Genomic DNA, 21,192 nt, shown 5'->3' on the forward strand with positions numbered 1-21,192 from the left:
ACCCGACCCCGCATGATCAAGGGGTTTACGCCAAACGGCGTAAACCCCTTGATCAGCGTGTCACTGCCGGATCAGGCGCGAGCCTTCTCCCGCATCTCGAAGGTCTCGATGACGTCGCCGACCTGGACGTTGTTGTAACCACCCAGGGTCAGACCACACTCGAAGCCCTCGCGGACCTCGGTGGCGTCATCCTTGAACCGCTTGAGCGAGGTGATCGTGAGGTTGTCCGCCACGACCGTCCCGTCCCGAAGCAGGCGTGCCTTCGCGTTGCGTCGGATGATGCCCGACCGGACGATACAACCGGAGATGTTGCCGATCTTGGACGAGCGGAAGACGTCGCGGATCTCCGCGGTGCCCAGCTCGACCTCCTCGTACTCCGGCTTGAGCAGGCCCTTGAGCGCCGCCTCGATCTCCTCGATGGCCTGGTAGATGACGGTGTAGTACCGGATCTCCACGCCCTCGCGGTCGGCCATCTCACGGACCTTGTTCGAGGCCCGCACGTTGAAGCCGATGATCGTGACCGGCTCGGACGAGGCGCTCGCGAGCATGACGTTGCTCTCGGTGATCGCGCCGACGCCCCGGTCGAGGACCTTGAGCTGGACCTCCTCGGGAATGTCGAGGTTGAACAGCGCGTCCTCCAGGGCCTCCACCGAACCGGAGACATCGCCCTTGAGGATGAGGTTGAGCGACGTCTTCTCGCCCTCCTTGAGCTGCTCCATGAGCGTCTCGAGGGTGGCCCGACCACGGGAGTTGGCGAATGCCGCCGCCCGCCGCCGCGCCTGGCGCTGCTCGGCGATCTGCCGCACCGTCCGGTCGTCCGCCGCGGCGAGGAACGTGTCGCCCGCGCCGGGAGGCGCGGTCAGACCCAGGACCATGACCGGACGCGCCGGCCCGGCCTCGGAGACCTGGTTGCCGTTCTCGTCGAGCATGGCCCGGACCCGGCCGTGCGCCCCACCGGCGACGATCGAGTCGCCCGCCCGCAGGGTGCCCTTCTGCACCAGCACCGTCGCCACCGCACCGCGGCCCTTGTCCAGGTGCGCCTCGATGGCCACACCCTGCGCCGGCCCGTCGATCGGAGCGGTCAGCTCCAGCGACGCGTCGGCGGTCAGCAGGACAGCCTCGAGGAGTTCCTCGATGCCGATGCCCGGCTTCGCGGCCACGTTGACGAACATGGTCTCGCCGCCGTACTCCTCGGCGACCAGGCCGTACTCGGTCAGCTGCTGGCGGACCTTGTCCGGGTTGGCCTCCGGCTTGTCGACCTTGTTGACCGCGACCACGATCGGCACGTCGGCCGCCTTGGCGTGGTTCAACGCCTCGATGGTCTGCGGCATCACGCCGTCGTCGGCCGCGACCACCAGGATCACGATGTCCGTCACCTGGGCGCCACGGGCACGCATGGCGGTGAACGCCTCGTGACCCGGGGTGTCGATGAAGGTCACCGCGCGGTCCACACCCTCGTGCGGAACGTGCACCTGGTACGCACCGATGTGCTGGGTGATGCCACCCGCCTCACCGGCCACGACGTTCGCCTTACGGATCGCGTCGAGCAGCTTGGTCTTACCGTGGTCGACGTGACCCATGACGGTCACGACCGGCGCACGGCTGACCAGACGCTCCTCGGCCACCTCCGCGTCGAGGTCGATGTTGAACTGCGCGAGCAGCTCGCGGTCCTCGTCCTCCGGGCTGACGATCTGGATGTCGAAGCCCAGGTGCTCACCCAGCAGCTGCAGGGTGTCGTCAGAACAGGACTGGGTCGCGGTGACCATCTCGCCCAGGTTGAACATCTCCTGGACCAGCGAACCCGGGTTGGCGTTGATCTTGTCGGCGAAGTCCGACAGGGAGGCGCCACGGGACAGCCGGACGACCTGACCCTGACCCCGGGGAGCACCCGAGCTCATGGTCGGAGCCGACAGGTTGTCGAACTCCTGTCTGCGCTGCTTCTTGGACTTGCGACCACGTGTCGGCCGGCCACCCGGACGCCCGAAGGCACCCGCGGCGCCGCCGCCACGGCCACGACCACCGGCACCCGGACGACCGCCGCCGCCAGCCGGGGCACCCGGACGGAAACCGCCGCCGGGAGCACCGCCACCGCCGCCGGGACCGCCACGGTAGCCACCGCCACCGCCGGCACCACCGCCGCCACCAGGGCCGCCGCGGTAACCGCCGCCGCCACCGGCGCCGCCGCCGGGGCCGCCACGGAAGCCGCCGCCACCGCCACCGGGACGGCCCGCGCCGCCGCCGGGACGACCAGCACCACCGGGGCCGGGGCGACCGGCAGCCGGACGCTGGCTCGGCATGGACGCCGGGCTGGGCCGCGGCGGCATGGAGTTCGGGCTGGGCCGCGGCGGCATACCCGCCGGGGTGTTGGGCCGAGGGCCACCCGCGCCGGCCGCCGGGGGCCGCTGCTGCTGGCCACCCTGGATGCCGAACGGGTTGTTACCGGCGCCGCGCGCCGGCGGACGACCGCCCGGCCGGGCACCCGGACCGGGAGCCGGCGTGCTCGGACGAGCTGCCGGCGAACCGGGACGGGGCGGCATCGCGGCCGGACCCGGCCGGGGGCCGGGGCGGTTGCCGTCCGTCGGGGGCTCCCGGCGGACGTTGTCCCGCTGCTGCTGGCGGGCGGCCTGCGCGGCCTTGACCGCGGCCTCCTGCTCAGCCTTCAGCGCGGCGGCACGCGCCTCCGCGGCCGCCACCTCGATGTCGTGGGCACTCGCCGGCTTGGCGACCGGAGCCGCGGGCTGCGGCGCACCGGGCACCGGACCCTTCGGCTTCGGGCCGGGAGCCGGCGCGGCCGGCCGCCGAGGCGGCATCGGCTTGGCCGAGACCCGTGGCGCGCCCGGGGTCGGGGACGGCGTCGGGGTCGGACTCGGGCTCGTGGCCGGCGCCGAAGCGGGCGCCGACGGGGCCGCGGGCGCCGGACCACCGGCGGACGCGACGAATGCGTTACGCAGCCGACGGGCGACGGGCGCCTCGACGGTGCTGGACGCGGACTTCACGAACTCGCCCATTTCCTTCAACTTGGCGAGAACGGTCTTACTCTCGACCCCGAGCTCCTTTGCAAGCTCGTGTACGCGGGCCTTGCCTGCCACTGCACTCCTCACTCCGAGGTCGTGCGGGCAGCACCCGCAGCGACCTCACTCGTGCACTTGAAGCCTGGTCATTTCAGGGACTTCATCGTGTGCTCATGTCGGTCGTCCTACCCTGCTAGCGACCCTCGCCCGGTCGGGCTGACCGGACGTAGTGGTTGGCGCATCGACGTGCTCCGCCAGCACACCGTGGTCGAGGACCTCGGTGATGCGCAACGCACGCCCGAAGGCGCGGCGCCGCACAGCCAGCGCGAAGCAGGCCGGATCCGGGTGCATGTTCGCCCCCCGACCCGGCAGCCTGCGGCGCGGATCAGGCCGGAGGCTGTAACCAGCCTCGTCCCCGATCGCGACGATCCGCAGCAATTCGCTGGCCGGCGCACGTTGCCGGCAACCCACACAGGTGCGCTCCGGCTGCGCGCGTCGTACCACTGGAGGAAGTCTACCCCTAGCTGCCCGAGATCGCGCCGCCCGGCTCCGGCACGTGATCAGCTGCCCCGCGCGCGGCGGGCGCGGTCTGCTCCGCGTCGGACCGAATATCGATCCGCCAACCGGTCAACCGGGCAGCGAGTCGGGCATTCTGCCCCTCCCGCCCGATGGCGAGGGAGAGCTGGAAGTCCGGAACGGTCACACGGGCGGCCCGACCGGCCAGGTCCACGACCTCGACCCGCAGCGCCTTGGCCGGCGACAACGCGTTGCCGACGAAGGTGGCCGGGTCGTCCGACCAGTCGATGATGTCGATCTTCTCGCCGTGCAGCTCGCTCATCACGGCACGCACCCGCTGACCCATCGGGCCGATGCAGGCCCCCTTGGCGTTCACCCCGGGGGTGGTGGAGCGGACGGCGATCTTCGTACGGTGACCTGCCTCACGGGCGATCGCACCGATCTCCACCGTGCCGTCGGCGATCTCCGGCACCTCCAGCGCGAACAGCTTCTTGACAAGCGCCGGGTGTGACCGGGACAGGGTGATCTGCGGACCACGCATGCCCTTGGCCACGTGCACCACGACGCAGCGGATCCGCTCGCCGTGGGCGTACCGCTCGCCGGGCACCTGCTCGGACTGCGGCAGCACGCCCTCCAGCTTGCCCAGGTCGACGCTGACGATGCCCTTCTCAATCCGCGTCTCGTGCGCCTGCACCACACCGGTGACCAGGTCGCCCTCACGGCCGACGTACTCGCCGAAGTGCACCTCGTCGGTGGCCTCCCGCAGCCGCTGGAGGATCACCTGCTTGGCGGTCATCGCGGCGATCCGGCCGAAGTCGTGCGGGGTGTCGTCCCACTCGCGCACCAGGCTGCCGTCGGCGTCCATCTCCTGCGCGTACACCAGGGCGGCGCCGGACTTGCGGTCGATCTCCACCCGGGCGTGCGGCTCGGCGCCGTCGGTGTGCCGGTAGGCGGTCAGCAGTGCGGTCTCGATCGCCGCGAGAATCGTGTCGAACGGGATCTCCCGCTCGCGCTCGAGTGCGCGCAGCGCCGCGAGGTCGATGTTCACCTCTCCTCGTCCTCCACATCATCTTCGTCGTCGATGTCGTCTGAATCGTCGAACTCGTCGGTGTCGTCCGCGTCGTCGAGCTCGTCCGGCTCGCCCAGCTCGGCGAGGCGGGTGAACTCGACCTGCACCCGGCCCGGACCCAGCTGGGCGTACGCCCAGGAGGTGCGGCCGTCGTCGGTCTCCAGCTGCACGCCGTCGTCGTCGGCGCCGACCACCCGGCCGGTCAGCTGCCGGTCGCCGCCGGGCTCCTCGCCGCGCTGACCGGGCAACGACGCCGCCGCCCGGACGGTCACCTTCACCAGCCGACCGACGTTGCGCCGCCAGTGCCGGGGCAGGGTGAGCGGCCGGTCCACGCCGGGCGAGCTGACCTCCAGCTGGTACTCGCCGGCGACGATGTCGCCGTCGGCCTCCTCGGCCGCGTCGAGCGCGGTCGAGACCGCGCGGGAGACGTCGGCGACGGCGTCCAGGTCGATCCCGCCGTCGCGGTCCACGATCACCCGCACCACGTGCCGGCGGCCGGCCCGGGAGACCGACAGGTCCTCCAGGTCGTAGCCGGCGCCGTTGACGACCGGCTCGATCACGGTCCGCAGTCGGGTACGACGCGCCGCGAGATCACCGCCGCGGGGACCGCCCTCGCGCGGCCCCCGGGGACCCGCGCCATCGCGGGGTCGACCCGTCGACCTGGTGGCACGGCCACGCTGCGTCATCTCCGCACCCTTTCCCTGGTCGACCGGGACGTCGTCCCGGCATGCCGGCACACCACCGGAGCGGACGCGCCGGTGGCTGCGCAGAGCGTAACGCGCCTGCCGGGCAGCGGGCCGGGCGGCGCACCGACGTCGGTGGCCCCCGCAGCGGCCCGGATGGTGTTGACTTGCCCGGTGGGGATCGGCAGAACGACACCGCGCGACCAATCATCCGGACATTCCCGGCGAAAGCTCCTGCGTACCGGAGCGCTGCTCGCGCTCGGCGGCGCGGTGGCGCCGCTGACCGGCTGTGATCTTTTCGACCGTGACGACCAGCCGGCGCCGCCGCCGGACCCGCTGCGGCCCATGGTGGACGAGTCCCTCGGTCTCGCCGCGGCGCACCGGGCGAGCGCGACCGCGCATCCGGAGCTGGCCGACCGGCTCAACGCGATCGCCGAGGCGCACACCGCGCACGCCACCGAACTGGCCCGGGTGATCGGCGTCGCGCTGCCCTCGGCGCCCGCCGCCGCGCCGAGCACCACCCCGGCGGCCGACCCGGCCGGTGCGCTGGCCGCCCTGCGCGCCCTGGAGAAGGCCGGCCAGCGCACCGCCACCGCCGCCTGCGCCGCCGCGCCCGCCGAACGGGCGGCGCTGCTCGGTTCGATCGCCGCCGCCCGGGCCACCCACCAGGAGGCACTGAAGTGAAGCAGCCGTCCGCCGCGGAGGCCCTCGCCGGCGCCCTGTCCGCCGAGTACGCGGCCATCTACGCCTACGGCCGGATCGGGGTACGTCTCACCGGGGCGGCCCGGGACGCCGCGCGCCAGGCGGAGGCCGCGCACCGACGCCGGCGCGATGCTCTGGTCGTGCAGCTCAGCACCAGCGGCGGCACCGTCCCACCGGACCGGGCCGGGTACGCGCTGCCGTTCCCGGTCACCGACCGGGCGAGCGCGCTGCGGCTCGCCGTCGAGGTGGAGGAACGCACGGCGGCGCACTGGCGGGCCGCGCTCGCGTCCACCACTGGCGCCGACCGGGACCAGGCGCTGGCCGCCCTGGTCGAGTACGCCGTACGGGCCACCCGGTGGCGCAAGACCGCAGGGGTGACCCCGCCGACTGTCGCATTTCCCGGCCGCCCGACCTGAACGGGTCTACTCCGGTTGCGGTGCGCATACCAGGTATGCATACTCCCTTGCCATGTCCATCCGTCACGGGCTGCTCGCCCTGCTCGAACGCGGCCAGATGTACGGCTACCAGCTGCGCGCCGCGTTCGAGGAGTCGACCGGCTCGACCTGGCCACTGAACATCGGGCAGGTCTACACCACGCTGTCCCGGCTGGAACGGGACGGTCTGGTGCGCCCGCTGCCGGAGAGCGAGGCCGGGCAGCGCCCGTACGAGATCACCGACGCCGGCCGGGCCGACCTCGCCCTGTGGTTCGCCACCCCGATCAGCCGTACCGACCGCCCCCGCGACGAGCTGGCGATCAAGCTGGCGCTCGCGCTCACCACCCCCGGGGTGGACGTCCGCTCGGTGGTGCAGGCGCAGCGCAGCGCGACGATGCGGGCGTTGCAGGAGTTGACCCGGTTGAAGTACGGCAGCGACCGGCCGGAGGACCTGCCGTGGCGGCTGGTCCTGGACTCGATGGTGTTCCAGGCCGAGGCCGAGGTCCGCTGGCTGGACCACTGCGAGACGAGCCTGGTGCGCCACCGACCCGCCGTCCCCCCGCCGTCCGCACCGGGACCGGGTGACACGCCCGAGGCGGCACGGTGGGCCGACGAGGAGGCGCGACGGTGAGCGGACCGGACGACGCGGTGCTGGAGCTGCGCGCCGTCCACCGCACCCACGGGGCCGGCCCGGCCGCCGTGCACGCCCTGCGCGGCGTCAGCCTCGTCGTCCGACCCGGTGAGCTGGTCGCCGTGATGGGCCCGTCCGGCTCCGGCAAGTCCACACTGCTGGCCCTCGCCGGCGGCCTGGACCGCCCGACCGACGGCGAGGTGTTCATCGAGGGTCAGCCGCTGGGGACGCTGGACCGGCGCGGGCTGGCCCAGCTGCGCCGCCGCCGGATCGGCTACATCTTCCAGCAGCTCAACCTGCTGGGCAGCCTGAGCGCCGTGGAGAACGTGGCCCTCCCGCTGGAACTCGACGGCACCAGCGGCCGGCGGGCCCGCTCGCTGGCCATGGCCGCGCTCACCGAGGTGGGGCTGCCGGCGGTGGGCGACCGCTTCCCCGACCAGCTCTCCGGCGGTCAGCAGCAGCGGGTGGCCATCGCCCGCGCGCTTGTCGGCGAACGGCGACTGGTGCTCGCCGACGAGCCGACCGGCGCGTTGGACTCGCAGACCGGCGAGGCGGTGCTGCACCTTCTGCGCCGTCGCATCGACGCGGGTGCCGCCGGGGTGCTCGTCACCCATGAGGCACGGCACGCCGGGTGGGCCGACCGGGTGGTGTTCCTGCGCGACGGGGTGCTTGTCGACACCACGGCCCCGCTGGGCAGCGTCGAGCAGTTGCTGTCCGGCAGCGACCGGTGACCACCCGCCGTACGCCGCGGGCCCCCGGCCGCGCCGACGTACCGGCGCCCAGGCCGACCACCCCGCCGGTCCGGACCGGCCGGCGGAGGTTCGCCGAGCTGACCGGCTCCTGGCGGGCCGCGCTGCGGATCGCCCGACGGGAGGCACGCCGCTCCCGCCGTCGCACCGCCCTGGTGCTCGCGATGATCGCCCTGCCGGTGCTGGTGCTGGCCTTCCTGGCGGCGAGCTACGACATGGCCGAGCTGACCCCGCAGGAGCGGGTCGACAGGCGACTCGGCGTGGCCGACGCGGAGCTGCGCTGGATCTCCCAGACCCCCGTCGAGCAGGACGAGTGGGGCGGCAGCTGGTACACGCGGGAGGGCGAGCACCTACCCGCCGGCCCGGTCACCGCCGGTCAGGTCGCCGCGCTGCTGCCGCCGGGCAGCCGCGTCGCCGAGGTACGCGCCCGCGTCCCGCTGACCGTGCGGGGGCCGGACCGCGACGAGAGCATCATCGGGCGGGTGCTGGACCTCACCGACCCGCTGGCCCGGGGAGTGGCCCGGTTCCGGGCCGGCCGCGCGCCGCAGCAACCCGGCGAGGTGGCGGTGAGTCCCGCCGCGCTGCGCCGCCTGGACCTGCGCCTCGGCCGTGCGCTGACGATGGCCGACGGGAAGGGGGCGTACACCGTCGTGGGGGTGGTGGAGTTCCCCGACGACCTCGGGCCGGTGGTGGCGCTGCACCCGGGAGCCGTTCCACGGACCGTTCCGGAGCTGGACAGCAGCTGGCTGGCGGACGTGCCCGGCGGCGTCGACGCCGCGCTTGTCGCCCGGCTCAACGACCGGGGCGTGCTCGTCACGCCCCGTCATCCGACCGGCTCCGTGCCCGAGCCGGGCCGCGGCTGGGCCGGCTCGATCGGCGCGACCGACACCAACGACCTGAGCACCGGCGTACTGATCGCCGGCCTCGGTCTGCTGGAGGTCGTCCTGCTGGTGGGGCCGGCGTTCGCGGTGGGCATCCGGCGCCGACGCCGGGACCTGGCGCTTGTCGCGGTGGCCGGCGGGGACGCCGCCCAGCTGCGCCGGGTCGTGCTCGCCGACGGCGTGGTGCTGGGTGTGCTGGGCGCCGTCGTCGGCCTGGTCCTCGGCGTCGCCGCGGCGTTCGCCGGTCGTCCGCTGGTGGAGCAGTACGTCTTCGGCGCCCGCTTCGGCGGGTACCGCTGCTGGCCGGCGGCCCTGGCGGTGCTCGGCGGGGTCGCGGTGCTGACCGGGGTGCTCGCCGCGCTGGCGCCGGCGTGGACCGTCGCCCGGCAGGACGTCAGCGCGGGTCTGGCCGGGCGTCGTACGCCGCCGGCCTCCCGGAGCCGATGGCTGGCGCTCGGGTTGTCGCTTGTGGCCGGCGGGGCGGCGCTGGCGGCGTTCGGCGCCGCCCGGACCTCGCCGGCGGTGATCCTCACCGGCCTCATCCTCGGCGAGCTCGGCCTGGTGTGCTGCACGCCCACCCTGATCGGTGTGCTCGCCCGGCTCGGCCGGGTGCTGCCGCTGGCGCCCCGCATCGCGTTGCGCGACGCCAGCCGCAACCGCGCCGCCGCCGCCCCGGCCATCTGCGCCGTGATGGCCGCCGTGGCGAGCAGCGTGGCGCTCGGCGGCTACCTGGCCAGCGACGGCGTCCGCGACCGGCACGCCTACCAGCCGCTGCTGCCGCCCGGGCACGTGCTGGTCAGCCCGAACGACTTGACCCGGCTGCCCACGCTGGCCCAGGTCACCGACGCGGCGCGGGAGCAGTTGGGCACCGACGCGGTAGTCGGGGTGTCCGCGGCGGTCTGCGTGCCGCCGGACGGCGGGTACTGCGACGTGGCACCGGCGCTGCCGGCCGAGCAGGCCTGCCCCTGGCGGGCCGGGGACGACCTCTCCGCGGCGCAGCGTCGCCAGGCCCGGGCCGATCCCCGCTGCCAGCGTCGCGCGGTGGACTACTACGGCACCTACGTGGAACCTCTGGTGGACGACGGAACGGCGCTGCCGCAGCTCACCGACGCCGATCCGGCGGCGACCGCCGCCGCGACGGCGGTGCTGCGCGCCGGCGGCGTGGTGGTGACCGACCCGCGTTACCTGCACAACGGGCTGGTGACCGTGCAGGTCAAGCGAGCGGACGCCGGATCGGACCAGCCGACGACGGCCGCCGCCGACCTGCCCGGGTACGCGCTGCCCGCGGCGGTCGGCCAGTCCCGCCTGCTGCTCTCCGCCGCCGCGCTGCGCGAGCTCGACCTGAAGCCGACGCCGGCCGGCTGGGTGATCGGCACCTCGTCACCGCCGAGCGGGGAACGGCAGGAGCGGTTCGCCGCCGCCCTGCGTCCCTTCGGGGCGGTCTCGCTCATGGTGGAGAGCGGTGGCGCCCCGGGGGACATCTCGCCGCTGCTCCTGCTGCTCGCGGCGGCGGCCGGGCTGATCACGGTGGGGGCGGCCGGGATCGCCACCGCGCTCGCCGCCGCCGAGGGCCGCGCCGAGTTGACCACCCTCGCCGCGGTCGGCGCGGCGCCGGCGGTCCGCCGTGTGCTGGCGATCTGCCAGGCCGGGGTCATCTCCGGCCTCGGCTCGGTGCTCGGCATCGTGGCCGGCCTGGGCACCGCCGCGATCGTGCTGTTCTCGGTGAACCGCCAGTACGCCACGGACTGGCCGACACCCGTGCCGTACCCGTACCTCGTGCCGTGGCCGGTCCTCGGTGTCCTGGTGCTGGTGCCCCTGGTGGCGATGCTCGGCGCTGGCCTGTTCACCCGCGCCCGGCTGCCGATCGAGCGGCGACTGGACTGAGCCGACCGCGCGGCGGCCGATCCGGGACCGCGCGGGGGTGCCGCCGGGGCGCGACAGCCGGCAGACTGATCGGCGTGTCAGTGCTGGGAAACCTCACCCGCCGCGTCGGTCACCACCGCTGGTTCGGCGCCGCCGCCCGCCTGCTCGTCCCCGCCGACCGGATGGTCGGCCGGCTGACCCGGGGCCGGGTCGTCGCGCTCGGCCTGTTGCCGTCCCTGCTGATCACCACTGTGGGTCGTCGCTCCGGCAAACCGCGCGCAATCCCCTGCTCTACGTCCCCGACGGCGACGCGTACGTGGTGATCGGCTCGAACTGGGGGCAGACCCACCAGCCCGGCTGGGCGACGAACCTGCTCGCCGAGCCGTCGGCCGAGGTGGCAGTGAAGGGCCAGCGGATCCCGGTGCGGGCCGAGCTGGCCACGGGCACCGACCGGGACCGGTTGTGGCGGTTGCTGGTCACCGAGTGGCCGGCGTACCGCACGTACGTGCAGCGGGCCGGCGGCCGGGAGATCCGCATCTTCCGGCTGGTGCCCACCGGGCGCGGCGAGCCGTCCGGCCCGCCGCCGGCTGGCTAGGCTGACAACCGGTAGCGAGGCGGAGGCGGACCCGTGAGCGCGAGCAGCGAGCAGGCCGGTGTCGACCGGGGCCTCGACGATCGACGGTGGACGGTGGCCGAGCGGGTGGCCGAGGCCATCGGGAGGCGTTTCTCCGCCGAGGTGCTCGCGGTCGCGGTGCACGGTCCTCTGGCGCACGGCGACGACGACGGCGGTGGGGACCGCGAGGTGGGGATGCTGGTGGTCACCTACCGGCCCGGCACCGGTCCGCCGGTGGCGACCCGTCGGGTGGACGGGGTGCTCGTCGACCTGACCGTGGCCGCCGCCGAGGACTACCTGGCGCAGGCCCGGGTGCTCTCCCCGCTGTGGCCGCTGACCGCGGACCGGTACGTCACCACGCAGGCGTTGCACGACCCGACGGGCTGGCTGCGGATGTTGCGCGATGAGCATCTCGGGCGGCTGGCCCGGGCGCGGCCGGCGGAGTTCAGCACGGCGGCGCGGCAGGCCTGGTACCGGGGCTCCGCGGCGCACGCGCGGGCCGCCCGGCTGGCCGAGTGGTACGAGACCGACCAGGCGTTGCTGATGCTCGGCGAGGCACGGTTGGCCGCGGCGACGGTGACCGGTCTGCTGACCCGCACCTACTTCCGTGATCCCGGTGACGCGGTACGCCGTACCGGTCTGGCGGGCGCGGACATGACCGAGGTGGGTACGGTGCTGGCCCGGCAAGCCGACGAGTTGACCGCCCGCGGCCGGCCGGTGGACGGCACGGTCGACGACCTGCTCAGCGGCTGACGGCTGTCACAGGCCGCCCTGGACGCCGATCAGCGAGCCGATCAGGTAGGTGGCTCCGGCCGCGGCGGCGCCGAGCAGCAGCTGACGCAGGCCGCTGGTCCACCAGGGCCGGCCGGTGAAGCGGGCGACGACCGCCCCGGCGGCGAACAGGCCGAGCCCGCCGACGGCGAGCGCCAGCCACAGGTCGGTGGCGCCGAACAGGTAGGTCAGCAGCGGCACCAGCGCCCCCACCGAGAAGAACACGAACGACGAGATCGCCGCCGCCCACGGGCTGGGCTGGTCGTCGGGGTCGACGCCCAACTCCTCGCGTACGTGCACCCGCAGGGCTTCCTCCGGGTCGCGGCGCACCGCCTCGGCGACCTGGGTGGCCAGGTCGCGGGGAAGGCCACGGGCGACCCACGCGTCGGCCAGTTCGCGGGCCTCCGCCTCGGGGTGCCGTTCCAGCTCGCGCCGTTCCTTGGCGACCTCGGCGGCGACCTGTTCGTTGGCGGAGCGGACGCTCGTGTACTCGCCGAGGCCCATCGAGATCGCCCCGGCCACCAGGCCGGCGGTGCCGGTCAGCACGATGCTGCGCGGCGACACCCCACCGCCGCCGACCCCGGCGATCAGGGCGATGTTGGTGACGAGGCCGTCCATCGCGCCAAAGACGGCCGGGCGCAGCCAGCCGCCGGAGACGTCGGCGTGGTGCGCTTCGCGCAGCGCGGCGGGTGTGTCGGTCACGGCAGGGTCAGGATCTCGTGGCCGTCGTCGGTCACCACGATCGTGTGTTCGAACTGGGCTGTCCATTTCCGGTCCTTGGTGACGACGGTCCACCCGTCGTCCCACATGTCGTACTGGTAGGTGCCGAGGGTGATCATCGGCTCGATGGTGAAGGTCATCCCCGGTTCCATGATGTCGGTGGGGCGGGGACTGTCGTAGTGCGGCACGTACAGGCCGCTGTGGAAGGACTCCCCGATGCCGTGGCCGGTGAAGTCGCGGACCACGCCGTAGCCGAACCGCTTGGCGTACGACTCGATGACCCGGCCCACGACGTTGATCTGGCGGCCCGGTGCGACCGCGCGGATGCCGCGCATCATCGCCTCGTGGGTCCGCTCGACCAGGAGGCGGGCCTCCTCGCTGACCTCGCCGACGCAGAAGGTGGCGTCGGTGTCGCCGTGCACCCCACCGATGTACGCGGTGACGTCGACGTTGATGATGTCGCCGTCCTGGATGACGGTCGAGTCCGGGATGCCGTGGCAGATGACCTCGTTGAGGCTGGTGCAGCAGGACTTGGGGAAGCCCTTGTAGCCAAGCGTCGACGGGTAGGCGCCGTGGTCGCAGAGGAACTCGTGCACCATCTTGTCGATCTCGTCGGTGGTCACGCCGGGCTTGCAGTGTTCGCCGGCGAGCTGGGTCGCCTGGGCGGCCAGCCGGCTGGCGATCCGCATCTTCTCGATGGTCTCCGGCGTCTGCACGTGGGAGCCGCGCCACTCCTGCGGGCGCTTCTTGCCCACGTACTCCGGTCGGGCGATGTGGGACGGCACCTGTCGCATCGGGGAGAGGGCGCCGGGTGTCAGCGGCGGACGGACGGTCATGGCGCAAGCCTATCGCCGGAGCCGCTGGTGACCCGCGCCACGGCCGCGGCGGACCGGTTGTTGCCCCGCCAGGTCGGCTGTGCCATGGTGTCTGCGTGGATCAAGGGGGAGCACCACCCGTCTTCTCCGCCAGCGCGGAGATCGACGGTGATCACCTCCACGTGGTGGTGGCCGGCGAGGTCGACATGGCGACCGCCGACACCATGCTCCAGACTGCGCTGCGGGAGCCCGCCGAGCAGATCACGCTGGACCTGAGCGCGGTCACCTTCTTCGACTCGGCTGCCATCCACGCCCTGGTCCGGCTCGCCCAGCAGTTCCCCGGCACGCTCACGGTGCTGCCGTCACGGCAGGTCCGCCGGGTGCTGGAGATCTCCGGTCTGGGCGAGCAGAGCTGGCTGCGCCCGGCCTGAGCCACCGGCCCCCGTCGGGCGCGCGCTCAGCCCTGTAGCCGCCGGCGCAGCGTCACCTCGGTGCCCTCATCGGTACGCCGCACCGACAGGTCCCCCAGTGCCTTGATCAGGGACAGGCCGCGCCCCCGGAACCCGGAGCCGGTCGACTCCCGCCACCGCCCGCTGTCGCGCACCGTGGCGGTCACCGTGCGGTCCTCGATGGCCACCTCCACGCTGATCATCGGCTCGGTGGGGTGCACCGGGTGCTCGATGGCGTTGGCGGCGGCCTCGGAAACGGCGACGGTCAGGTCGAACAGGTCGGTCTCGCCGACCGAGTGCGCGACGAGGAAGTCCTCCAGGCGCTTGCGCAGCACGCTCAGCCGGGTCGGGTCCGCCGGCAGCCGCAACGCGAAGCGGTTCAGCTCGGCGGCCTCCAGGCCGAGCACCGCCACGTCGTCCCGCCGTTGCTGCCCGACGACCCGCTCGATGACGGCGTCGATGAGGTCCGCCACGTGCTCGCCCGGGGTGGCGGCGTCGACGCGGAGCTGGGCGAGCCCGGCGTCGATGCCGAGAGTGCGGTCCTCGATGAGGCCGTCGGTGTAGAGGAGCAGCCGTTCGCCGGCGCGCAGCTCCCCGTCGGCCGTCCGGTACGTCGTGTCGGGGATGGCACCGATCGGCGGCCCCAACGCGCGGTCGTGCAGGAACGCCACGTCGCCTCCTCGGATCAGCAGTGGGGAGGGGTGACCGGCGCTGGCGTACCGCAGCCGGCCGGTGCGCGGGTTGAACAGCAGGCAGACCACCGTCGCGAACGAGCGGCCCTCGGTGGAGCCGACCAGCCGGTTGAGCCGGGTCAGTGACGCGCCCGGGTCGAAGCCCTCCAGCACGTACGCCCGCAGCGCGTTGCGCAGTTGCCCCATCGCCGCGGCGGCCCGGACGCCCTTGCCGACCACGTCGCCGATGACGAGCACCAGCTCGTCGCCGTCCAGTGCGATCACGTCGTACCAGTCGCCGCCGACCTCGACGTCGGCGCTGCCGGGCAGGTAACGGCTGGCCACCACCGCGCCCGGCAGTTGCGGCAACGACTGGGGCAGCAGGCTGTGCTGGAGGGTGGTGGCGATGCGGTGTTCGGCCTCGTAGAGCTGGGCATTTTCCAACCGCACGCCGACGAGCCGGGCCAGCTGGGTCAGCGCGGCGTCGTCGGCCTGCGCGTCGTCGCCGGCGGCCCGCCAGACCCGCAGCTCGCCGAGCTTCTCGCCGGTGGTGCCGGTCAGGTCGGCCACGAAGGACGGGTCGGCGGCGGTGGTGCCACCGCCGTCCGCCTCGGAACGCGCGTCGGCCGCGCTGACCACCACCCGGGCCGCTTCGGCGAGGCTCAGCGCGTGCCGGGCCGCGACCTGGAGCACGTCGGAGGTCGACCGGGCGGTGTTCACCGCCACCGCCGCGTCGGCCAGCGCACGGAGCCGGCGGATTATCTGCCCGCGCAGTTGACCCAGCTCCACGTTGGCCCGCACCCGGGCGATCAGCTCCTGCCCGGAGAACGGCTTGGTGAGGTAGTCGTCGGCCCCGATGGAGAGCCCGGCGACGGCCTCCGCCGAGCCGGCGCGGGCGGAGAGCAGCACGATCGGCACATGCCGCGTACGCGGGTCGGCGCGCAGGGCGGTCACCAGCCCGAACCCGTCCAGGCGGGGCATCATCACGTCGGTGAGCACCAGGTCGAACGCACCCTCCCGGGCCAGCGGCAGGGCCATCAGCCCGTCGCTGGCGGTGACCACCTCCCAGGTGGGCGAGAGCAGGCGGGTGACGTGTTCGCGCAGGTCCACGTTGTCGTCGACGACGAGGATCCGGCCGGCCGGGCTGACCGGGGTCGGGCTGCTGTCGAACTCCGGCGTGCCCTCCGCGCCAGCCCACAGCGCGGTCTCCGCCACATAGAGGCGGGCCTGCTCCGGTTCGCCGGCGGGCAGGGGGCCGAACGCCGCCACCCGGTCGGCGGGCAGGTGCGCCGACCCGAACGGGATGGTCACCGTGAAGGTGCTGCCCTCGTCGACGCGACTGGTCAGCCCGACCTCGCCACCGTGCATCTCGACCAGCTCCCGAACCAGCGCCAGGCCGATCCCGGTGCCCTCGTGGGTGCGGGCGCGCACGCCGGGCACCCGGTGGAACCGTTCGAAGACGTGCGGCACCTCGGCCGGCACGATCCCCACGCCGGTGTCGGTCACCTCGAGCCGGGCGCCGGCCTCCACGGTCCGGATCCGGACCCGGATCTCACCGTCGAAGGTGAACTTGACCGCGTTCGACACCAGGTTGAGGACGATCTTCTCCCACATGTCCCGGTCGACGAAGACCGGCGTGGGCAGCGGCGGGCAGTCCACCACCAGTCGCAGGCCGGCCCGGTCGGTGGCCGAGCGGAACGTGCTGGCCAGCCGGGCCGTGTAGCCGGACAGGTCGGTGGGCAGGAAGCGGGCGGCGAGCCGACCCGACTCCAGCCGGGAGAAGTCCAGCACCGTGTTGACGAGCTTGAGCAGGCGCAACGCGTTGCGGTGCATCATCGTGAGGCGCTCGGTGTCGGCGGCGGGCAGCGCCGGGTTCGCCAGCATGTCCTCCAGTGGGCCGAGCACCAGGGTCAGTGGCGTACGGAACTCGTGGCTGACGTTGGCGAAGAAGTTGGTCTTCGCCTGGTCGAGCGCGGCCAATTCGGCCGCCCGGGCCCGCTCCTGCTCGTACGCCCGCTGCTTGCCGACGGCCCGGGAGATCTGCGCGGCCACCAGGTCGAGGAAGTCGCGGTAGTCGTCGCCGAGCGGCAGCCGGCGGGCCACCCCGACGACCAGCGCGCCGACCGCCTCGTTGACTGCCGTGATGGGCAGTACGAGAGCCTGGTGAGCCGCTTCGGCCGGCGGCGGATCGAGCAGGTCCGCCACGTCGACGGTGGTGCGCTCACCCTGGGCGGCGACCCGGGCGAGCAGGTCGGCCGGCACTTCGACGGTCGCCGGATCCGTGCCACTGGCCCCGGCCAGGGCGAGGCGACCGCTGTCGTCACTCAGGTAGATCAACGCGAAGGGCACGTCCGCCCGGTGCCGACCGAGCACGTCGGCGGCGGCCCGGCCGAGTTCGCCGGCACTGCCCACGTCGGCGAGCTCGGCGCCCAGCTCGGCCAGCGCCCGCAGCCGCCGTTCACCGAGCACCCGCCCGGTGGTTTCGTTGACGATGCAGTAGACGCCGCTGACCGTGCCGTCGTCGCCCCGGATCGGGTCGTACGAGACGTTGAAGTAGGTCTCTTCGACGAAGCCGTACCGGTCCAGCAGGAAGGGGTGGTCCTCACCGCGGTAGGAACGGCCGGTGCGCCGGACGCCGTCCAGCAGCGGGCCGAGAACGTCCCAGGTCTCCGCCCAGTGCCGGCGGGCCGGCTGGACGAGCACGTCCGGGTGCTTGGCGCCGATCGTCGGGCGGTAGGCGTCGTTGTAGAAGGCGAGCTGTTCGTCGCCCCAGAACATCACGATCTGCGCGCTGGAGGCGAGCATCATGCCTACCGCGTTGGAGAGCGCCGCCGGCCAGTGCCCGGGCGCACCCAGCGGGGTCGTGGACCAGTCGAAGTCGCGTAGCCGTTGGCCCAGCTCGCCGCCGGCCGCGAACGCAGACTCCAGCATCGGGGGGATCTCCCCACCGTCCGCGAAGGGATGCCCGGTGTCCGCGCCCCCCTGGGCCGAGCTCATGCAGCCTCCCCCGCTCCGGCCGTGCCCCTCAGCCGTTGATCTCCACCCGCTGTGCTCCGACTTGTACCCCGGCGGACCAGCAACGTAACGCATGCCGCTCCGTGGACGCTGATTACCTCCACCACATCCGTCGGTCACCCGACAGGTGGGATCAGGCGATGACGGTCGAGCCGGTGGCGTCGGGACGCTCGGGCAGGTCAGAAGACGGGCAGCCCATCGATGCTTGCCGCATTCTTGGTGGCCCGGTAGGTCACCAGATCGTCGGCGCTGCGGCGGGAGTGTGAGCTGAGCAACAGGTCGCGTTCGGCGCGGAAGTCCATCAGGGGAACGGCGTAGCCGCAGGAGTCGCTGACCCGCTCGACCTCGACGCTGATCACGGCCCGCACCCCGTGCGCGTCCGGGGGCTCGGGGAACTCGGCGATCCGCTCGGCGAAGGCGTCGTCGGTCACCGCGACGCTGCTGCCCCGACCGTGCAGCCGGACGATCTTCGGTGGCCCGTCGAAGGCGCAGAACATCAGCGTGATCCGGCCGTTGTCCCGCAGGTGGGCGATGGTCTCGGCACCGCTGCCGTGATAGTCCAGGTACGCCACCTGGTGCGGGCCGAGGATCACGAAGGTGCCCCGCATGCCCTTCGGCGAGACGTTGACGTGCCCCTCGGCACCGGACGGCGCGGTGGCCACGAAGAAGACCGGCTGGGCCGTGATGAAGTCACGCAGCCGACCGTCGATCTCCGGATAGACCTTGCCCATACGCCGATCCTCCCACCGGCCGCCGCACCTGGCGGGGGCGACCTACGTCACACCCGACCGGGACCGTTCAGCCGCCCGGACCAGTGCGGTGATCGGGCGCGGATCCGGCTCGTTCTCCGGATGCCACTGCACGCCCAGCACGAACGGCAGGCCCGGGTCCTCCACCGCCTCGATCACGCCGTCGGCCGCCCACCCGGTGACCGTCAGCCGTCCGGGATCGGCGACCGCCTGGTGGTGGTACGAGTTGACCCGCCGCACCCCCGCCAACACCGTCGCGGCGAGGCTGCCCTCAGCGAACCGCACCGCGTGGGCGCCGTAGACCCCGGGCGCAGGGCGATGCTCCTCGTGGCCCACCACGTCCGGCAGGTGCTGGTGCAGACGTCCGCCGTAGGCGACGGCGAGCAGTTGCATTCCCCGGCAGACGCCGAGCACCGGCAACCCGACCGCGAGCGCGGCCGCCAGGAGGGCAAGCTCACCGGCGTCCCGGTCCGGCCGGTCCTCGGTACGCGGATGCCGCGGCTGGCCGTACCGCCCCGGACCCACGTCGGCGCCCCCGGCCAGCAGCAGCCCGTCGAGGACGGCCAGCACCTCGGCGTCCTCGTCGTCCGGAGGCAGCACCACCGCCCGACCACCGGCGGCCGTCACCGCCCGCACGTACGCCTCGGGCACCAGCACGGCCGGTACGCCCCGCCAGACCGCCCAGTCGGCGGGTTCGACGTACGCGCTGATCCCGATCAGCGGCCGCCTCACAGCGCTGGCACCGTCCGCGACTGCGGGGCTCGCAAACCCGGCTCACTCCTCGCGCTCACAGCGCTGGCACCGTTCGCGACTGCGGGGCTCGCAAGCCCGGCTCACTCCTCGCGCTCACAGCGGCGTGACATACGCGCCGGTGATGCCGCCGTCGACCACGAACTGCGCGGCGGTCATGAACGAGGCGTCGTCGCTGGCCAGGAACGCCACCGCGGCGGCGATCTCCTCCGGCTGCCCGAACCGTCCCATCGGCACGTGCACCAGGCGGCGGGCGGCGCGTTCCGGGTCGGCGGCGAACAGCTCCAGCAGCAGCGGGGTGGCGACCGGGCCGGGGCAGAGCGCGTTGACCCGGATGCCCTCGCGGGCGAACTGCACGCCCAGCTCCCGGGTCATCGCCAGCACGCCGCCCTTGCTGGCGGTGTACGCGATCTGCGACGTCGCGGCCCCCATCAACGCCACGAACGAGGCGGTGTTGATGATCGAACCCTTGCCCTGGCGGCGCATGTGCCCAATCGCGTACTTGCAGCACAGGTAGACGCTCGTGGTGTTGACCCGCAGCACCCGTTCCCAGGCGTCCAGGCTGGTGTCCAGGATGGAGTCGTCGTCCGGCGGGGAGATGCCGGCGTTGTTGAACGCGATGTCGACCCGCCCGTGCCGCTCGACCACACCATCGAACAGGTCGCGTACCGCCGTCTCGTCGGCGACGTCGGTGCGGACGAACTCGCCGCCGCACTCCTGGGCGGCCTTCTCGCCGGCCTCCGCGTCGATGTCGACGCAGACCACCCGCGCCCCCTCGGCGGTGAACCGCCGCACGGTGGCCAACCCGATCCCGCTGCCCGCTCCGGTGACCACGGCCACCCGGTCCTGCAACCGACCCTGCACTGGCGTCACTCCTCCGTCGCGATGAACACGTTCTTGACGTCGGTGAAGGAGTGCAACGCGTCCGGGCCCAGCTCACGGCCGAGCCCGGAGCGCTTCATCCCACCGAACGGGGTCCAGTAGCGCACCGAGGAGTGCGAGTTGACGCTGAGGTTGCCGGCCTCGACGGCACGGGCGAGCCGCAGGGCGCGGCCCACGTCCCGGGTCCAGATCGAGCCGGAGAGGCCGTACTCGGTGTCGTTGGCGAGCCGGACCGCGTCCGCCTCGTCGTCGAACGGGAGCACCGACACCACCGGGCCGAAGATCTCCTCCCGCCAGTGCCGGTCGGCTGGCGAGTCGGCCAGCAGCACCGTCGGGGCGTGCCAGAAACCGGGGCCGTCCGGGCAGGAGCCGGTGAACGCCACAGTCGCCCCGGTCACGTAGCCGGCGACCCGGTCCCGCTGGGCCGCCGAGATCAGCGGACCCATCTCGGCGGTGTCCCGGGACGGGTCCTGGACCCGCACCGCGCGTACCGCCGGTTCGAGCAGTTCCAGGAACCGGTCGTACACCGGGCGTTGGACCAGGATCCGCGACCGTGCGCAGCAGTCCTGGCCGGCGTTGTCGAAGACCGCGCCGGGCGCGGTCGCGGCGGCGCGTTCCAGGTCGGCGTCGGCGAACACGATGTTGGCGCTCTTGCCGCCCAGCTCCAGGGTGAGCCGCTTCACCTGGGCGGCGCAGCCGGCCATGATGCGCGTGCCGACCTCGGTGGAGCCGGTGAAGCAGATCTTGCGGACCGCCGGATGGCTGACGAATCGCTCCCCCACCACCACCCCCTCGCCGGGGATGACTGTGAACACGTCGTCGGGCAGGCCTGCCTCGCGGGCCAGCTCGGCCAGGCGCAGCGCGGTGAGCGGGGTCAGCTCGGCGGGTTTGAGCACCACTGTGTTGCCGGCCGCGAGGGCGGGGGCGAACCCCCAGGCGGCGATCGGCATCGGGAAGTTCCACGGCACGATCACCCCGACCACGCCGAGTGGCTCGTGGAAGGTGACGTCCCACCCGCCGGGTGCCGGGATCTGCCGTCCGGTCAGCCGTTCGGGCGCCCCGGCGTAGTAGTCCAGCACGTCGCGGACGTTGCCGGCCTCCCACCGGGCGTTGCCGACTGTGTGCCCGGAATTGCGGACCTCCAGGGCGGCCAGTTCGTCCAGGTGCGCGTCGACGACGACGGCGAACCGCCGCAGCAACCGCCCCCGATCCCCCGCC

The 21,192-nt window shown here is 73.4% G+C and carries 18 protein-coding genes and 1 pseudogene; 8 read left to right on the forward strand and 11 right to left on the reverse strand.

Annotated elements, in window-relative coordinates; all coding sequences use genetic code 11:
- Positions 1-71: 71 nt before the first annotated feature.
- The 4 genes from infB to rimP all read right to left on the reverse strand — a co-directional run bounded on the left by infB (position 72) and on the right by rimP (position 5,282).
- Positions 72-3,089: a translation initiation factor IF-2 gene (gene infB, locus FHG89_RS25290; RefSeq protein WP_139586912.1), complete on the reverse strand. Its 3,018-nt coding sequence runs from the start codon at positions 3,087-3,089 to the stop codon at positions 72-74.
- Between the two features lie 93 nt (positions 3,090-3,182).
- Positions 3,183-3,515: a YlxR family protein gene (locus tag FHG89_RS25295; protein WP_139586913.1), complete on the reverse strand. Its 333-nt coding sequence runs from the start codon at positions 3,513-3,515 to the stop codon at positions 3,183-3,185.
- 16 nt (positions 3,516-3,531) lie between these two features.
- Positions 3,532-4,575, reverse strand: a complete 1,044-nt coding sequence (gene nusA / locus FHG89_RS25300; protein WP_139586914.1) for a transcription termination factor NusA — start codon at positions 4,573-4,575, stop codon at positions 3,532-3,534.
- Entirely contained in the window at positions 4,572-5,282 is a 711-nt protein-coding gene (gene rimP / locus FHG89_RS25305) for a ribosome maturation factor RimP (RefSeq protein WP_139586915.1), read from the reverse strand. Before rimP ends, nusA begins: the two co-directional genes overlap by 4 nt.
- Before the next feature lie 153 nt (positions 5,283-5,435).
- On the opposite strand from rimP, the gene FHG89_RS25310 reads away from it, so the two are divergent.
- The 7 genes and pseudogenes from FHG89_RS25310 to FHG89_RS25340 all read left to right on the forward strand — a co-directional run bounded on the left by FHG89_RS25310 (position 5,436) and on the right by FHG89_RS25340 (position 11,905).
- A complete protein-coding gene (locus FHG89_RS25310) occupies positions 5,436-5,963 on the forward strand; it encodes a hypothetical protein (RefSeq protein WP_244295832.1) in 528 nt (175 codons plus the stop codon).
- The gene (locus FHG89_RS25315) at positions 5,960-6,397 is read left to right on the forward strand and encodes a ferritin-like domain-containing protein (RefSeq protein ID WP_139586916.1); all 438 of its coding nucleotides are present in this window, start codon (positions 5,960-5,962) and stop codon (positions 6,395-6,397) included. The genes FHG89_RS25310 and FHG89_RS25315 overlap by 4 nt, the downstream gene beginning before the upstream one ends.
- 52 nt (positions 6,398-6,449) lie before the next feature.
- Entirely contained in the window at positions 6,450-7,046 is a 597-nt protein-coding gene (locus FHG89_RS25320; RefSeq protein ID WP_139586917.1) for a PadR family transcriptional regulator, read from the forward strand.
- A complete protein-coding gene (locus FHG89_RS25325; RefSeq protein ID WP_139586918.1) occupies positions 7,043-7,777 on the forward strand; it encodes an ABC transporter ATP-binding protein in 735 nt (244 codons plus the stop codon). Before FHG89_RS25320 ends, FHG89_RS25325 begins: the two co-directional genes overlap by 4 nt.
- Positions 7,774-10,560 (forward strand): FtsX-like permease family protein, encoded by a 2,787-nt coding sequence (locus FHG89_RS25330; RefSeq protein ID WP_139586919.1) that lies wholly within the window; start codon positions 7,774-7,776, stop codon positions 10,558-10,560. The genes FHG89_RS25325 and FHG89_RS25330 overlap by 4 nt, the downstream gene beginning before the upstream one ends.
- Positions 10,561-10,634: 74 nt before the next feature.
- Positions 10,635-11,134 (forward strand): annotated as a pseudogene (locus tag FHG89_RS25335) (nitroreductase family deazaflavin-dependent oxidoreductase).
- A gap of 33 nt (positions 11,135-11,167) precedes the next feature.
- A complete protein-coding gene (locus tag FHG89_RS25340; RefSeq protein ID WP_139586920.1) occupies positions 11,168-11,905 on the forward strand; it encodes a nucleotidyltransferase domain-containing protein in 738 nt (245 codons plus the stop codon).
- A gap of 6 nt (positions 11,906-11,911) precedes the next feature.
- On the opposite strand, the gene FHG89_RS25345 is transcribed toward FHG89_RS25340, so the two are convergent.
- Both FHG89_RS25345 and map read right to left on the reverse strand, forming a co-directional pair.
- A complete protein-coding gene (locus FHG89_RS25345) occupies positions 11,912-12,625 on the reverse strand; it encodes a VIT1/CCC1 transporter family protein (RefSeq protein WP_139586921.1) in 714 nt (237 codons plus the stop codon).
- Positions 12,622-13,479, reverse strand: a complete 858-nt coding sequence (map, locus tag FHG89_RS25350) for a type I methionyl aminopeptidase (RefSeq protein WP_139586922.1) — start codon at positions 13,477-13,479, stop codon at positions 12,622-12,624. The genes FHG89_RS25345 and map overlap by 4 nt, the downstream gene beginning before the upstream one ends.
- 95 nt (positions 13,480-13,574) lie before the next feature.
- Here map and FHG89_RS25355 point away from each other — a divergent pair, with 95 nt between their 5' ends.
- Entirely contained in the window at positions 13,575-13,889 is a 315-nt protein-coding gene (locus FHG89_RS25355) for an STAS domain-containing protein (RefSeq protein ID WP_192580122.1), read from the forward strand.
- A 26-nt stretch (positions 13,890-13,915) separates the two neighbouring features.
- Here FHG89_RS25355 and FHG89_RS25360 read toward each other — a convergent pair whose 3' ends face one another.
- From FHG89_RS25360 to FHG89_RS25380, 5 genes are all read right to left on the reverse strand, one after another.
- Complete coding sequence (locus tag FHG89_RS25360; RefSeq protein WP_139586923.1) at positions 13,916-17,575, reverse strand: SpoIIE family protein phosphatase; 3,660 nt, start codon at positions 17,573-17,575, stop codon at positions 13,916-13,918.
- A 197-nt stretch (positions 17,576-17,772) separates the two neighbouring features.
- The gene (locus FHG89_RS25365) at positions 17,773-18,324 is read right to left on the reverse strand and encodes a pyridoxamine 5'-phosphate oxidase family protein (protein ID WP_139586924.1); all 552 of its coding nucleotides are present in this window, start codon (positions 18,322-18,324) and stop codon (positions 17,773-17,775) included.
- Positions 18,325-18,366: 42 nt separating this feature from the next.
- Complete coding sequence (locus FHG89_RS25370) at positions 18,367-19,074, reverse strand: gamma-glutamyl-gamma-aminobutyrate hydrolase family protein (protein WP_139586925.1); 708 nt, start codon at positions 19,072-19,074, stop codon at positions 18,367-18,369.
- Between the two features lie 114 nt (positions 19,075-19,188).
- On the reverse strand, positions 19,189-19,956 hold the full coding sequence (locus FHG89_RS25375; protein WP_139586926.1) for a 3-oxoacyl-ACP reductase: 768 nt from the start codon (positions 19,954-19,956) through the stop codon (positions 19,189-19,191).
- A 5-nt stretch (positions 19,957-19,961) separates the two neighbouring features.
- Positions 19,962-21,192, reverse strand: a 1,231-nt coding sequence (locus FHG89_RS25380; protein WP_139586927.1) for an aldehyde dehydrogenase family protein, incomplete at its 5' end; no start/stop codon positions are given.

It is taken from the genome of Micromonospora orduensis (assembly GCF_006228125.1).
In the GTDB taxonomy this organism is placed as follows: Bacteria; Actinomycetota; Actinomycetes; order Mycobacteriales; family Micromonosporaceae; genus Micromonospora; species Micromonospora orduensis.

Excerpts from the sequence above, each read along its gene's own strand:
- rimP (WP_139586915.1), bottom strand. The coding sequence starts at position 5,282 with ATGACGCAGCGTGGCCGTGCCACCAGGTCGACGGGTCGACCCCGCGAT.
- FHG89_RS25310 (WP_244295832.1), top strand. The coding sequence starts at position 5,436 with ATGGTGTTGACTTGCCCGGTGGGGATCGGCAGAACGACACCGCGCGAC.
- FHG89_RS25320 (WP_139586917.1), top strand. The coding sequence starts at position 6,450 with ATGTCCATCCGTCACGGGCTGCTCGCCCTGCTCGAACGCGGCCAGATG.
- map (WP_139586922.1), bottom strand. The coding sequence starts at position 13,479 with ATGACCGTCCGTCCGCCGCTGACACCCGGCGCCCTCTCCCCGATGCGA.
- FHG89_RS25360 (WP_139586923.1), bottom strand. The coding sequence starts at position 17,575 with ATGAGCTCGGCCCAGGGGGGCGCGGACACCGGGCATCCCTTCGCGGAC.
- FHG89_RS25365 (WP_139586924.1), bottom strand. The coding sequence starts at position 18,324 with ATGGGCAAGGTCTATCCGGAGATCGACGGTCGGCTGCGTGACTTCATC.